General features: G+C 60.5%; 14 protein-coding genes. 9 read left to right on the top strand and 5 right to left on the bottom strand.

Features of this window, described 5'->3' with window-relative positions; translation table 11 throughout:
- The first annotated feature begins 2 nt into the window (after positions 1-2).
- Genes HX898_RS25145 through HX898_RS25130 form a run of 4 tightly spaced genes read left to right on the top strand, consistent with a single transcriptional unit; the run spans position 3 to position 5285 of the window.
- Positions 3-2066, top strand: a complete 2064-nt coding sequence (locus tag HX898_RS25145; RefSeq protein ID WP_180196094.1) for a hydantoinase/oxoprolinase family protein — start codon at positions 3-5, stop codon at positions 2064-2066.
- Positions 2067-2077: 11 nt separating this feature from the next.
- Positions 2078-3754, top strand: coding sequence for a hydantoinase B/oxoprolinase family protein (locus tag HX898_RS25140; protein WP_180196093.1), 1677 nt, complete (start codon positions 2078-2080; stop codon positions 3752-3754).
- A gap of 9 nt (positions 3755-3763) precedes the next feature.
- Complete coding sequence (locus HX898_RS25135) at positions 3764-4567, top strand: SDR family oxidoreductase (RefSeq protein WP_180196092.1); 804 nt, start codon at positions 3764-3766, stop codon at positions 4565-4567.
- Positions 4568-4583: 16 nt separating this feature from the next.
- Positions 4584-5285, top strand: a complete 702-nt coding sequence (locus HX898_RS25130) for an aldolase/citrate lyase family protein (protein ID WP_180196091.1) — start codon at positions 4584-4586, stop codon at positions 5283-5285.
- A 142-nt stretch (positions 5286-5427) separates the two neighbouring features.
- On the opposite strand, the gene HX898_RS25125 is transcribed toward HX898_RS25130, so the two are convergent.
- The 4 genes from HX898_RS25125 to HX898_RS25110 all read right to left on the bottom strand — a co-directional run bounded on the left by HX898_RS25125 (position 5428) and on the right by HX898_RS25110 (position 7942).
- Entirely contained in the window at positions 5428-5832 is a 405-nt protein-coding gene (locus HX898_RS25125; protein WP_180196090.1) for a hypothetical protein, read from the bottom strand.
- Between the two features lie 68 nt (positions 5833-5900).
- Complete coding sequence (locus HX898_RS25120; protein ID WP_180196089.1) at positions 5901-6617, bottom strand: hypothetical protein; 717 nt, start codon at positions 6615-6617, stop codon at positions 5901-5903.
- A gap of 125 nt (positions 6618-6742) precedes the next feature.
- The gene (locus HX898_RS25115) at positions 6743-7414 is read right to left on the bottom strand and encodes a hypothetical protein (RefSeq protein WP_180196129.1); all 672 of its coding nucleotides are present in this window, start codon (positions 7412-7414) and stop codon (positions 6743-6745) included.
- A gap of 177 nt (positions 7415-7591) precedes the next feature.
- A complete protein-coding gene (locus HX898_RS25110) occupies positions 7592-7942 on the bottom strand; it encodes a helix-turn-helix domain-containing protein (RefSeq protein WP_180196088.1) in 351 nt (116 codons plus the stop codon).
- A 180-nt stretch (positions 7943-8122) separates the two neighbouring features.
- Here HX898_RS25110 and HX898_RS25105 point away from each other — a divergent pair, with 180 nt between their 5' ends.
- Both HX898_RS25105 and HX898_RS25100 read left to right on the top strand, forming a co-directional pair.
- On the top strand, positions 8123-8767 hold the full coding sequence (locus HX898_RS25105) for an acyl-homoserine-lactone synthase (RefSeq protein WP_180196087.1): 645 nt from the start codon (positions 8123-8125) through the stop codon (positions 8765-8767).
- Between the two features lie 162 nt (positions 8768-8929).
- On the top strand, positions 8930-9655 hold the full coding sequence (locus HX898_RS25100) for a LuxR family transcriptional regulator (protein WP_180196086.1): 726 nt from the start codon (positions 8930-8932) through the stop codon (positions 9653-9655).
- Between the two features lie 16 nt (positions 9656-9671).
- Here HX898_RS25100 and HX898_RS25095 read toward each other — a convergent pair whose 3' ends face one another.
- Positions 9672-10136, bottom strand: coding sequence for an Lrp/AsnC family transcriptional regulator (locus HX898_RS25095; protein ID WP_003550368.1), 465 nt, complete (start codon positions 10134-10136; stop codon positions 9672-9674).
- 126 nt (positions 10137-10262) lie between these two features.
- On the opposite strand from HX898_RS25095, the gene alr reads away from it, so the two are divergent.
- The 3 genes from alr to HX898_RS25080 all read left to right on the top strand — a co-directional run bounded on the left by alr (position 10263) and on the right by HX898_RS25080 (position 13788).
- Positions 10263-11396 carry an alanine racemase gene (gene alr / locus HX898_RS25090; RefSeq protein WP_180196085.1) on the top strand — a complete coding sequence of 378 codons (1134 nt, stop codon included), beginning with the start codon at positions 10263-10265 and terminating at the stop codon, positions 11394-11396.
- A gap of 29 nt (positions 11397-11425) precedes the next feature.
- Positions 11426-12676 (top strand): D-amino acid dehydrogenase, encoded by a 1251-nt coding sequence (locus tag HX898_RS25085; protein WP_180196084.1) that lies wholly within the window; start codon positions 11426-11428, stop codon positions 12674-12676.
- Positions 12677-12765: 89 nt separating this feature from the next.
- Positions 12766-13788: an AraC family transcriptional regulator gene (locus HX898_RS25080; protein WP_180196083.1), complete on the top strand. Its 1023-nt coding sequence runs from the start codon at positions 12766-12768 to the stop codon at positions 13786-13788.
- Positions 13789-13829: the final 41 nt, after the last annotated feature.

The following is a 13829-nucleotide window of genomic DNA, read 5'->3' as shown; positions in this document are numbered from 1 at the left end:
ACATGGCAAAACTGGCTTTCGACACGGGCGGTACATTTACCGACTTTGCGCTCCTGGACGACAAGGGCGACCTTCACCTTCACAAGGTCCTGAGCACGCCGAAGAACCCTGCAGAAGCAGTCGTGCAGGGTGTGTCCGAATTGCTGGAAAAATTCGCTGGCACCATCGCCGTCGATGACCTTCAGGTGCTGGGCGCCACCACCGTCGTCACCAATGCGGTTCTCGAGCGCAAGGGTGTCGAGACCGGGTTCGTCACCACCGACGGCTTTCAGGACATGCTACGTATCCGCAACGAAGGACGCTACGACCTCTACGACCTGAACATCAAATATCCCGACCCGCTGGTTACCCGTGCAAACAGCTTCGGCGCCAAGGAGCGTATCGCAGCCGACGGTTCTGTCATGACCGAGCTCGAGGAAGAGACGGTGCGCGAAATCGCCGGCCGCCTGAAGGAGAAGGGCATCCGCTCCGTCGCCGTCTGCCTTCTCCATGCCTACAAATATCCGCAGCACGAGCAGCGCGTCGCAGCGCTGTTGCGCGAGGAAGACCCTGATATCTTCGCCTCGCTCTCGTCGGAAGTCTGCCCTGAGATGCGTGAGTTCGACCGCGCGTCGACGACTGTTGTCAACGCCTATACCAGGCCGCAGATGGCCGGCCACGTCGCTCATCTCCAGCGTGAGTTCGCTGCGAGGGGCATCGATCGCCAGGTCCTCTGGATGACGTCCTCGGGCGGGCTGGTGCCGAGCCGGCGTGCCGCAGAACTGCCGGTGCGCCTGATCGAGTCAGGCCCAGCGGCCGGCGCCGTGGCCGCTGCCGAGTTCGGCCGCACGGCCGGTGAGGCGAGCGTCCTGTCCTTCGACATGGGCGGCACGACCGCGAAGCTTTGCCTGATCCCGAATGGTGAGCCGAATGTCGGCACCGATCTCGAGGTCGCTCATTTTCATCGTTTCCGCAAGGGATCCGGTTTCCCGCTGAAGATCCAGTCGATCCAGATGATCGAGATCGGTGCGGGTGGCGGTTCGATCGCCGCTAAGAACCCTCTCGGCCTGCTCGACGTCGGCCCCCACTCCGCAGGCGCGCTGCCCGGCCCGGCCGCCTATCAGCGTGGCGGCACCCAGCCGACCGTCACGGATGCCGACATCCTGCTCGGATATATGGGCACCGAATCCTTCGTCGGCGGCTCGTTCAAGGTATCCAGAGAGGCCGCTCACGAGGCGATGGACAAACTTGCCGCCTCGCTCGATGTTTCGGTCGAGCGCTGCGCATGGGGCATCCATGACCTCGTCAACGAATCCATGAGCAAGGCGGCCGCCATGCATGCGACCGATCTCGGCGTCGATCCTCGTTCGCTGCCCATGGTCGCGTTCGGCGGCGCCGGTCCGGTCCACGCTTATGGCATCGCCCGCAAGCTCGGCATTTCCCGTATCATCTGCCCGACCGGTGCAGGCGTGAGCTCGGCGATCGGCCTGTTGATCGCTCCGGTGGCGGTCGATCTGTCCGCAAGCCATCCGATGGCACTCGACGCCTGGAATATGGACGCCATGAACCGTCTGCTGGACGAACTCTCCGCCCAAGGTGCCGAAGTCGTGTCGGCGGCGGGCGTGCCGAAAGATACCATCAGCAACCGTCACACCGTCGACATGCGCCATGTCGGCCAGGGCCATGAGATCACCGTGGTTCTGCCTGACCGGACCCTGCCGAAGGAGGAATTCCTCAGTGAGCTCCGCGGCAATTTCTTCAAGCTGTACCGTGAACTGTTCGGCCGTACCGTTGCCGCGCCGCTGGAGGTCATCACCTGGCGCCTGCGCGCCGGCGGCGAAAAGGATCAGGTCACGCGCCCGCACGAGACCGTCGTTGCCGAGGCGAAGAAGGGCAGCCGTCAGGTCTACTTCCAGGAGATTGGCGGCTTTACCGAAACTGCGGTCTACGACCATTACAAGCTTCCTGTCGGCGAAGAGGTCAAGGGTCCGGCAATCGTCGAGCAGCGGGAATCGACTGCGGTCGTCGGGCCAAGCGGCGTCTTCCATGTGGATGCCCATGGCAACCTCGTGATCAATATTCACTAAGGGGTACTCAGATGTCGAAACCCGCCACCGATTTCAACGACCCGATCAACCTTCAGGTCATGTGGAACCGCCTGATCTTCATTGCAGACCAGGCTGACAACGTCCTCGGCAAGACGGCATTCTCGCCGATCGTCCGCGAGAACCACGACTACGTCACCGTCCTGCTGGACAGCAAGGGACGGGCGCTGGCGCAATGCACCTGGTCGATCCCGGTCTTCATCACCTCGCTCCCGGCCGCGGCCCAGAATTATTTCCTGCCGAAGTTCCCGGCAGACAGGCTCGAAGAGGGCGATGTGCTGGCGACCAACGATCCGGAGATCGGCACCGGCCATCTTCCCGATGTCACGATGATCACGCCGATCTTCAAGAACGGCAAGGTCGTCGCCTATGCCGGCTCCATCGCCCATCTTCCCGATATCGGCGGGGCGCCTTTGCATTCCGAAGCGAGCGACATCTATGAGGAAGGCATCCGCTTCCCGATCGTCAAGCTGCTGAAGGCCGGCGTTCCGAACCAGGACGTCTTCGACATCATCGAAGCGTCGGTCCGCCTTCCGACCGAAGTGCGGGGCGATCTCGAGTCGATGATCGCCGCCAACAACGTCATGGGCCGCGAACTCGTCAAATTCCTGGATGAGTACGGTCTCGACGACGTCGAAGGCCTGGCGACCGCCATCCATTCTCGCTCCGAAGCGCAGACCCGCAAGGCGATCCGCGAATGGCCGAACGGCAGCTACGCCGCCGAGGTTCTGCTCGACGGCTACGATGTAGACGTGACGCTGAAGGCTTCGGTTATCATCAAGGACGACTCGATCCATGTCGATTACACCGGCACCTCCGACCAGGTTCTGCACTCGATCAATTGCCGGACGAATTACCGTTATGCCCATTCCGTCTATGCTCTGAAGTGCCTGCTCGACCCTGAGACTCCGAATAACGAGGGCTGCATCGTCCCGATCACCGACGAGGCTCCGCTCGGCTGCATCCTCAATCCGCAGCATTGGACGGCGGGCAATTCGCGAAACCTGATCGGGCACGTCATTCCTTCGCTGATCTTCAAGGCGCTCGAAGGCGTGGTGCCCGACAAGGTCATGGGCGACAGCGGCGGTGCTCCGATCTGGGCTGCCAATTGCGTCGGCCAGCGCAATGACGGCACGCAATATGGCTCGGTCCAGAATTTCCACGGCGGGCAGGGCGCGCGCGCGGAGCTCGACGGTCTGGACACGCTGAGTTTCCCCTCGAACTGCAAGGTAACGGCCATCGAGATGTTCGAGGTTGCCGTTCCCGTGCTGACCGAGCGGAAGGAACTGATCGCGGACTCGGGCGGAGCAGGCAAGCATCGCGGCGGTCTCGGCCAGCGTGTCGTGCTGCGGAACCTCGGCAAGAACCCGATGAACATCTACCTCGCGTCCGAGCGTGTCCGCCATCCTTGCTTCGGTGTCGTCGAAGGCCAGAGCGGATCGGCTGGAAAGGTCATGAAGGACGGCAAGCCTCAGTTCCCGAAGGGCAAGGTGGTCCTGAAGACAGGCCAGCGCCTCGAGGTCGAGACTCCTGGCGGCGGCGGTTGGGGAGCTGCGAGCGATCGTTCGCGCGCACTCATCGAGCAGGATCTTTCCGAAAACCTAATTACGGCGAAGGCTGCGAAGGAAATTTACGGCTATTCTGGCCCGATCGCTGCTGCGGCCGAATAGGGGAAAGACATGGGACTTCTTGAAGGAAAAATCGCTCTCGTGACGGGAGCTGGCTCCGGGATCGGTCGCGAGACCGCCGTGCTGATGGCAAAAGACGGCGCCACCGTCGTGCTGACCGGGCGGCGGATCGAACCGCTGCGCGAGGTGGCGGCCTTGATCGAAAAGGCTGGGGGAAAGGCCATCGCGCGCGCGCTCGACATCGAGACGCGTGAAGAGATCTTTGCGGCTGTGAAGTGGATCAAGGACAGCGTCGGACCCGTCGACATCCTGGTGAACAATGCCGGCAGCGCAAGCAAGGTGCTGAACGCGCGTTTTCTGAGCGAGGCCGAGTGGACCTCCACCATCAACGTCAATCTGACGGCCGTCTTCAACCTGACCCAGGCGGTCCTTCCGGACATGATCGCAAGCGGCGAGGGGACGATCATCACGGTCTCGTCGCTCGCGGTGATCAACCCCAACCTGCTCGGCGGAGCGGCCTATGGTGCGGCCAAGGCCGGCGTGAAGAATTTCATGAGCTTCCTGCACAACACCTATCGCAATCAGGGGATCCGGGCGACGACGATCCTGCCCGGCGAGACGAATACGCCGATCATGGACAATCGCGCGCGGCCGCCTCTGGAGGAGGAACGTGCCGTCATGATGGATCCTCATGACGTCGCCCGTGCGATCGTCCTCTGCGCCAGCCTGAGCAAGAGCGCTGTGATCCCCGAACTTCACATCTGCCCGACATTCATGCGGGACACGTCGGCCGACATCGAAATTGCGCGTTGGGTCGGAGCGCCGGCCAATACGCCGGATATGCCGAAAAAATAGAACCGGGAGGATATTGATGAACGGAGCCAAATTGCGCGCCAGGCTGTTGGCCGGCGAGGCGATCACCATGTATACGCCGCACCACGCGTCGTCGGGCCTCGCAGCCCGGTTGGTGGAACTCGGCGCCGATTCCGTCTTCGTCGACTGCGAACACGGAACCTGGAGTTTCGACGATGTGCGCATGACTGCACAGATTGTCCGTTCTGTCGGCGGAGCGGCGATCGTCCGGCCACATTCGCACGAACGCCCGATCATCATCAGGTATCTGAATGCGGGAGCTGACGGCATCATGGTGCCGATGGTGGACACGGCCGAGCAGGCGCGCGCCGTCGTCGATGCCGTCCGTTACGCTCTTCCGTCCGACTTCGACAAACGCCTGGTGGTGGCGATGATCGAGACGGTGGATGCCATCGACAATCTCGACGAGATGCTGAAGGTCGATGGCATCGACGTCTTCTTCATCGGACCTGGCGATCTCTCGCAGAATATGGGTTATCCGCCGGCCCCGCCTTTCGGCGAGCCGCGTCCTGAAGTGGTCATGGATAAGGTCGCGGTCGCGGTCGACAAGATCCGCGCGGCAGGCAAGGTTGCAGGCACGCTGGCCACCGCCGATGAACTGCCTCATTGGCTTGAGAAGGGGGTGCAGTTCTTCTACATCCACACTGATCCCTTCCTGCGTGGCGGGATTGCCGGCATCAGGCAGACGCTGGCGCGATAGCAGGCGGGGCGGGTTTCCACTTTGACCCTCCGTCGCAAATACTTTTAAGGGCTTGGTGCGGAAGATCCGTCACTATTCCTCTCCCCGCCTTAAACCCTGGAGCAGACGGAGAGAGAATTGTTTGGCGTAGGAAATTCACCCCTTACTGGCAGGCGGTCAGGCCGCCCGGATTTTGAATGGGGGCGAAACCGACGCCGTCGATCGTGTTGTCGTTGCGGGCAATGAAGCAGTAATTGTCATTGGCATGGGGAGCTGCGACGATGCAGGAGTTGGCCCCGGCCGGAATGACGTAGGTGTCCAATCCGTTGATCGCGAATACCGAGGCTGTTCCATTCGGATGGGGCACTGGCTGCTTGGTGAACAGGATCGCATTCTGCGGTGGTGCGACCACGATGGGCTGATGGTTCCGGCAATCGGACGAAAAGACGAGCTGTGCGGCGGCGGGTAACGCGGTTGCGAGGATAGAGACGGTGGCAATGGCAAGCCCGGCAGCGATCTTACCGAGACGTGCTGTTTGGCCAGCGAATTTCAACCTGATGCGTAACATGGCTATGCTCCTTTGATTGCAGGGTGAGGGATTTGTTCAAGCGTCGGTGATGATCTGAATTTCTGGATCTATGGTCCTCCTGTCGCCGAAAACGTTCCGTTGGCGTTGTAAGTCACCGTGTAGGTGGCGTAGCCGGTGGTGAAGTCGCAGCAGGCCGCGTTGCTCTCGTCATAAGCCACGGTGCTTCCGACCGGCTGGTAGCCCGTCTTCACGAAAAAGATCTGCGTCGGTGTGCAGCTCATGATGGCGTTGGGGGCAGGAGCGACGAAGCTCGACAGAATGATCGCTTGATCGTTGTTCAGCGTGGCGACGCCGCAATAAAGTTCCGGAAGCGGCAGCGGCGTATAGGACGGCACGTTCATGGCGAACGCTCCGATCGCAACGCCGGCTTGATTGGCGGGCACGGAAAGTCCCAGCGGGTTGAGCGTCAATGTCGTGCAATTGTCCGGTGAGCCGCTGGCTGTAGTGAGCGCAACCGGTCGGGCCGCCGTGGTACTGCTGACCACGGATCGCGTCGCGGTATTGAGCGCGATAAGCGCGATAAGCTGCGAGGGCGGCACCGCTTGCATGGTGCTAAGAGCGCCTGCGTAGACCTGGCGGTCCAGACCGAAATTGATCTGCGCTCCCGAACTTGTGTAATTGCCAACATTTTGGCAGCCGAGGCTGCTGGTGAAAATGGAAGGGCTCGTCAAAGACGGAAAGGTAGCCTGCTTCTGAAAGACATAAAAATACTGCGTGGTTTGCGACAGGTTCCGAACGATGATCTGGTAGGACGAACTGGTCATGGCGTGCGACACTCCCGTCTTAGATCCAGCCTATCCGTCGCCCGGGCGGGCGGCAGCAATCGCGCGGATGACCTAGGTTGCGGGTGAAGAGGGGACTGTTCTCACCCGCATCCCCGGGACGAGGCTTACTGGCGCTGCACGCTCCAGGTGCCGTTAGCGTTCAGGGTGACGTTGCAGACGGTGTAGCCGCCGGTGAAATCGGAGATCGCCGCGTTCACGCTCGACTGTGTGAAATCCATGACGCTGCCCGGCGTATAGGAGCCGGTCTGGACATAATATTTCAGGATCGGCTGGCAATCGGTATTGCTGAACGGATTTGCCTGCACGAAGTTGGAGAGCACGATGCCGCCATTGACGTCGACCGCGGAGCCGACATTGAAATAAGGCGGCGAGGTAAAGCTCGGTGTGGTGATGCGGAAGGCGCCAGATTGCACGCCTTCCCCATAGGCCGGTGCGGAAAGACCAAGCGGGTTGACGGTTGCGGTCGTCCAGTCGGCCGGCGAACCGCTGCCGCCCGACTTTGGAGCGAGGTCGATGGCGCGGCTGGCCGATGCGTAGCCGGAAGCGGCGCCGATCGCCGGCGGCGTGTTCGCCTGCTGGATGCCGGCGTAATATTGCAGGTTGACCTGGAAGGTCAGGATCGAGCCCGAGGCATCGTAGTTGGCGAGCGATTGCGAAAAAAGGCTGTTCGAATAGACTTGCCCGCCACCGGTATAAATGGCCGGCTGTTGGAAGAAGTAGAATTCTTGCGTCTGGGGCTCGTAGTTTTTCACATTGATGGTCAGCAATGTAGGCATGGTCAACAACCCTTCTGCGTTGAGAGTGAAACAAGGGTTTCGCCGCGGCGAGGGCAGGTGGGCAGCCTTCCTGCCGACGCTGTCATTGAAACCCTAACTAGAAAGATCGTTTATACCATCCATTAGAGCAACCTAAAGCTGTTGAGTGCAAGGTGAAAAAACCGCGCGAAATTGTGCTTAGCGTAACGCGTGCTCCGGAGGGATGGATTCGAGCAGCCCGATGAGATTGGACTGGGCGGCCGCAGACCGGCCGCGCAGCGCCATAACCCACAGCAATTCCGTCGCGGAGATTGCGCTGTTCCTATGCCCGTCCATGGTCCCTCGCCCTAAGAGCAACCAGTCGAGGGAAACATCCAGCAGGCGCGCGAGCGCGCAGGCGCTTTCCAGGGACGTATGGCCGCCATTTTGCCAGCGTGAGACGGCAGCGACGGATACATTCAATTCGGCTGCAAGAGCGTGCACTTTCCGGATCTTGCCCCGAGATATTGCTTCCCGAATACGTTTGCCGCGCGCCGGATCGTAGGTCATGAGCGTTCTTCCTTTGGTTGCGTTGAATTGGCAGCCACAGCGACCTTTGATCGGTCAAACATCAGAAATTTCGTCCGAAAATGAATGTCAAAGCGAAACACCGGTCAATCTGGGGAAATATCCAGATTGCTTCGGATCGACCTCCCGTTGTGAAACGTCAATGCACCAGGAGGGCCAGATATGTTGCGGATACTCACCAGAGACATGCTTGAGACCGATCGGCATGCTTTCGATGAAATGTTTCGGGCGCGCGCCGCCGTTTTTCGCGATCGACTGGGATGGCAGGTCGATGTCAAGGACCAGTGGGAAAGGGACCGATATGACGAGGCGGAAGATCCCGTCTATCTCGTGACGCAACGGCCTTCAGGCACACTGACGGGTTCGTTGCGCCTGTTGCCGACCACGGGGGCGACGATGCTCAAAAGCGAGTTCCGGCATTTCTTCGATCAGCCCATCGACGTCGATAGCCCGACGACCTGGGAATGTACTCGCTTTTGCGTTCATCCGCTTGCCGGTCACATCGATCAATATTCGTCGCGCGCAGTCGCCACGGAGCTGCTCTCAGGGCTTTGCGATCTCGCCCTCGACACCGGTATCGAAAGTATCGTCGCTGTCTATGACGTCGCGATGATCGGTGTGTACCGCAGGATCGGCTGGAGACCGACGCCGCTTGCCCGATCCCGGCCCGAGATCGGCAACCTCTACGTCGGCTTATGGGACGTGACGGCAGACAATTGTCGGACACTTCGGGTCAACCTGTCTCGGCTTCTGGAGCAAGCGCCTTCCAATCCTGCCAAAGCCCTTGTCGATGGCAGAATGCGGTAAGCGCAGTCGCCATCTCGCTGCCCCGCAGTGGGATATGTCGTAGCAAGCCTTAACTCATTCTTCACATCGCGCTATAGTTGCTTTAGAATAATCTGTTCGCGGCAACCGAGAAATGTTACCGGTGCGAGTAGTCAGGGAAACACACAATCACGAGTCCATCTCATGCTGAGCAGTTCTCGTTTTTTCGACTGTCTTGACCGGATCTCTGCATCGCCGACATTGCATGATCTGGAAGCAACGCTGGATGAGGTCCGCCACATCTATGCAATATCGCACATGGTTCTGCATGTGACCCGCTCCTCGGGGGCGGCAGCCAACAATCCGCTGCTTATGCTGACCTATCCGCCCGAGTGGGTGAAACAATATCTTGCCCGGGATTATTTCAGCATCGATCCCGTCGTACGCCTCGGCCGGCGCGGCTTTCTGCCCGTGGAATGGTCCGCGTCAAAATGGGATTCAGGCCGGGCATATGGCTTCTTCAAGGAGGCAATGGCCTTCGGTATCGGCCGGCAAGGCGTTACCCTGCCGGTGCGAGGACCTCACGGGGAGCGATCGCTGTTTACGGTCACCTCCAATCATCCCGACGCCTACTGGCGACAGTTCCGCATGGACAGCATGCGCGACCTCCAGTTTCTCGCCCACCATCTCCACGACAGGGCGATGGTTCTGTCGGGCATGCGAAAAATTGCGGATTTTCCGCAATTGTCGCGCCGCGAACTGCAATGTTTGCAGATGACCGCCAATGGCCTGCTGGCGAAGCAGATTTGCGCTCGCCTGTGCATTTCGGTAAGCGCAGTGCAGCTTTATCTCGCCTCGGCGCGCCGGAAACTGACCGTCGCCACGACCAGCGAAGCGGTCGCCAAGGCCACGGCGCTCGAATTGATATAAGCTTGGTGATCGTGATTCAGCGTCTGCCCCTCGTGCGCGTCGCCAGAACATTACGGATCGAGAAGCTGGAATGAATCCTGAGGACGCCGGGCAAGGTCGACAGGATCTCTTTGTGGATCCGCTCGAACTCGCCGGCATTGGCGACCTCCACGCGCAGCAGGTAGTCCGAACCACCCGTCATCAGAAAACATTCCCGGATCTCGGGATGCCGGCGGACCGCCGCCTCGAGGCGGTCGAGATAGTCCTCTGTTTGTCGTTCGAGAGTGATGTTGATGATCACGGCGATCATCTCATCCGCATTTCCGGTGTCGACCAGCACCGTATAGCCACGGATCACGCCCGATTTTTCCATGATCTTGATGCGTCTGAGGCAGGCCGAGGGAGAGAGGCCGATCTCGGCGGCGAGCTTGGCATTGCTCATGCGGGCATCAAGGCGCAGCAGTCTCAGGATATTGCGATCGATCGCGTCGAGAGCAGGCATAGTAGATCATTCCAAATTTTTATCGATTATGCGGATAGCAGGCGGATCATGCAATAATCAACTACTGAATGATCGGCAATTTCGCTCATTATTTCATAAACTCCGTGAGATCGAAAAGGGGTGGATATGGATAGCGATATTTTGGTTTCCCGAACACGCATTGCGACGACCACGCAGGGAGCCACCGGCTATCTGACGATCGATCTTGCCGCCCTCGGCCGTAACTATCGCAAGCTCGTATCGATGCTGGCGCCGGTCCGCGCCGGCGCCGTCGTCAAGGCCGACGCCTATGGCCTTGGCGCTGATCGGGTCGGAAGAACGCTCTACGGCGAAGGTTGCAGGCATTTCTTCGTCGCCCAATTTGTCGAGGCCGTGAGGCTCAGACCGGCCCTTGCGCAGGACGCCCAGATTTTCGTGCTGAACGGTTTGCAGCCGGGTAACGAGATCGCCTGCGCCGAGATGGGCATTGTCCCGGTTCTCAATTCGCTGGCGCAGTGGCGGCAGTGGTCAGCGGCTGCGCGCATTCTGAAGCGCTGCCTGCCTGCTGTCCTGCAATTCGACACCGGGATGTCGCGGCTCGGTTTTCCGCGGGAAGAGCGAAGAGAGCTGGCGGCGGCTCTTCGCGACGGCAGCAATGTCGAAATCCTGTTCATCATGAGCCATCTGGCCTCGGCCGATGACATGGACAGCGAACAGAACAGCGAGCAGTTTGCCGAGATGTCCCGCATCGCCGACCAATTTCCCGGCTTCGATATTTCCTTCGCCAATTCCGGCGGCGTTTTCCTGGGCGACGCCTATCACGGCGTGCTCGCCCGCCCCGGCATCGCGCTCTATGGCGGCGCTCCGAACGCCGGCCAGAAGAACCCGATGGAACCGGTCGTCAGCCTCGATGTCGCCGTCGTGCAGACGCGCACCGTGCCGGCGGGTGCGAAGGTCGGCTATGGCGGCGCGCATATCACGCAGCGGGAAACACGTCTCGCCACCATTGCAGCCGGCTATGCAGATGGCCTGCCGCGATGCCTCAGCGACCGCGGCGCCGTCTATTTCAAGGGCATCCGCCTGCCGATCGTCGGCCGCGTGTCGATGGACAGCGCGACCGTCGACGTGTCAGCACTGCCCGAAGGCGCGCTGACCTTTGGCAGTCTCGTCGAAGTGCTTGGTCGCCATCAGACGCTCGAGGACATCGCACGCGACGCCGGCACGATTTCTTACGAAATCCTAACCGGCCTGGGCGATCGTTACGACAGGCAATATCGCTAAGAGCCGGCGGCTCCATCATTGGGAACATCATGAAAGTCATCGTTCTAGGAGCCGGCATCGTCGGCGTCACATCCGCTTATCAGCTCGCCAAGGCCGGCCATGAGGTCACGGTCGTCGACCGGCAGCCGGGTCCGGCGCTGGAGACCAGCTTTGCCAATGCCGGCGAAGTCTCCTTCGGCTATTGCTCGCCATGGGCAGCGCCCGGCATTCCCATGAAGGCCATGAAGTGGCTGTTCATGAAACATGCGCCGCTCATCCTGCGCCCGAAACTCGACATGGCCATGCTCTCCTGGATGGCCAGGATGCTGTCGAACTGCACCTCCGAGCGTTACGCGATCAACAAGAGCCGCATGCTGCGCCTCGCCGATTACAGCCGCATCGCGCTGGCCGAGCTTCGCGCCGAGACCGGCATCGCCTATGATGAACGCATGCAGGGGACCCTGCAGCTGTTCCGCACCCAGCAGCAGCTCGAGGCCTCGGCAAAGGATGTCAAGGCGCTGGCTGCCGACGGTATTCCCTATGAGGTGCTGGACAGGGACGGCTGCATCCGCTTCGAACCAGCGCTGAAGCATGTGCGCGACAAGATTGTCGGCGGTCTATTGACGCCGAAGGACGAAACCGGCGACTGCTTCAAGTTCACCAATGCGCTGGCGGCCAAAGCCGAGGCGCTCGGCGTCCGTTTCGCTTACGGGACGACGATCAAGGCGCTGGATGTCGAGGCCGGCCGGGTGCGCGGGGTCATCACCGATCGTGAGCGGATGAGCGCGGAGGCGGTGGTGGTCGCGCTCGGCAGCTATTCGCCGCTGCTGCTCGCGCCGCTCGGCATCAGGCTGCCGGTCTATCCCGTCAAGGGCTATTCGCTCACCATCCCGATTGCCGATGCGTCACGCGCGCCGGAATCGACCGTCATGGACGAGACCTACAAGATCGCGATCACCCGGCTCGGCGATCGCATCCGTGTCGGCGGCATGGCTGAAATATCAGGCTACACCAATGATCTCGGCCTGGCCCGCCGCAGCACGCTGGAATATTCGGTCACCGATCTTTTCCCCGGCGGCGATATTTCCAAGGCCTCCTTCTGGTCCGGCCTGCGTCCGATGACGCCCGATGGCACGCCGGTCATCGGCCCGACAAAGGTCGCAGGTCTCTTCCTCAATACCGGTCACGGCACGCTCGGCTGGACGATGAGCACCGGTTCGGCGCGGCTCATCGGCGATCTCGTCGGCGGCCGCCAGCCGGAAATCGACGTGAGGGATCTCGCCATCAGCCGCTACGGCTGAAACCGCCCCGGGGCAACACAAAAAAAGAGGGATGAACATGATCGCGCAAATCCATTATCACTTGTGTTCCTCGTCTTTCGAGGTCACGAATGTCCGTTAATTCTCATATACATAACGATGGCAGCCTCACCCCACAGATGGCAGTGCAGAGCATGTTGTTTCGGGAAACGGCGCACAGCGGAACGGACCCGGATGAACTCTCGGAAATATTGTCGACGCCAACCTCCCCGATCAAGGTTGCGGCGGAAGGCAATATGCCGATTGCATATCACTGCAATTTCGTCTCCGTGGGAGAAGAGGTAACGGTAGCCGACTGTACCTACGAAGGCACAATCCTGATCAGGCGGGAGGCGCCCAGCGACAGGATGATCGTTTTTCTGCCGATGGCAGGGAACGCATCCTTCGAAGGCATGCGAGAGCAAATCTATTCCGTTCCCGCGCGTGGCACGATCCTTGAGGCAGGTCGTGCCGCGGGTGCTCGCCTGTTTGGGCCCCGCCGTCATTTCGGCCTGTTCGTCGATCAGGCGAAGATCACCAGCCACCTGACGCATATGTTCGAGAGAACGATCAGCGGCGACGTCGATTTTCATCCTCACATCGATCTGACGACCGGTCCCGGGCTTGTATTCCAGCAACTTGTCTCGGGCCTCCATCGCGGCCTCAGCGGGAACGGACCGCTGCAGCGGTCGCCGCTGGCCGCCAGCTCGCTCTGCGACGCGGCGATCTATCTGCTTCTGGAGACCTGCCCCAATCGTTATTCGAACGAGCTTGCGCTCCCTGCTCCGGCGCCGGCCCCACGCCATGTGAAATGGGCCATCGACTTCATGGAGGAACACATCGCTGAGCCGATTTCGCTCAACGATATCGCGATGGCAGCCAAGGTAAGCGTTCGTACTTTGCAACAGGGTTTTCGGCAGTTCAGGGGTACGACCCCAATGGCCTACCTGCATGACCTTCGGATGGTTGCCGCCCATCGCGATTTGCTCGAGTCTGACGCGAAGCAGGGCATCGCCGACGTCGCGCTCAGATGGGGATTTACGCATCTGGGGCGGTTTGCAGCAGAATACAGGAAACGCTTCGGCCAGTTGCCGTCACAGACCTTGAAACGCTGAGCTTCGTCTCGGTGTGCCGGATGGTTCCGTCGACGATGGAC

Source organism: Rhizobium sp. WYCCWR 11128 (assembly GCF_013416305.1).
GTDB lineage: Bacteria > Pseudomonadota > Alphaproteobacteria > Rhizobiales > Rhizobiaceae > Rhizobium > Rhizobium indicum.
This window is presented reverse-complemented; position numbering and strand designations above follow the sequence as displayed.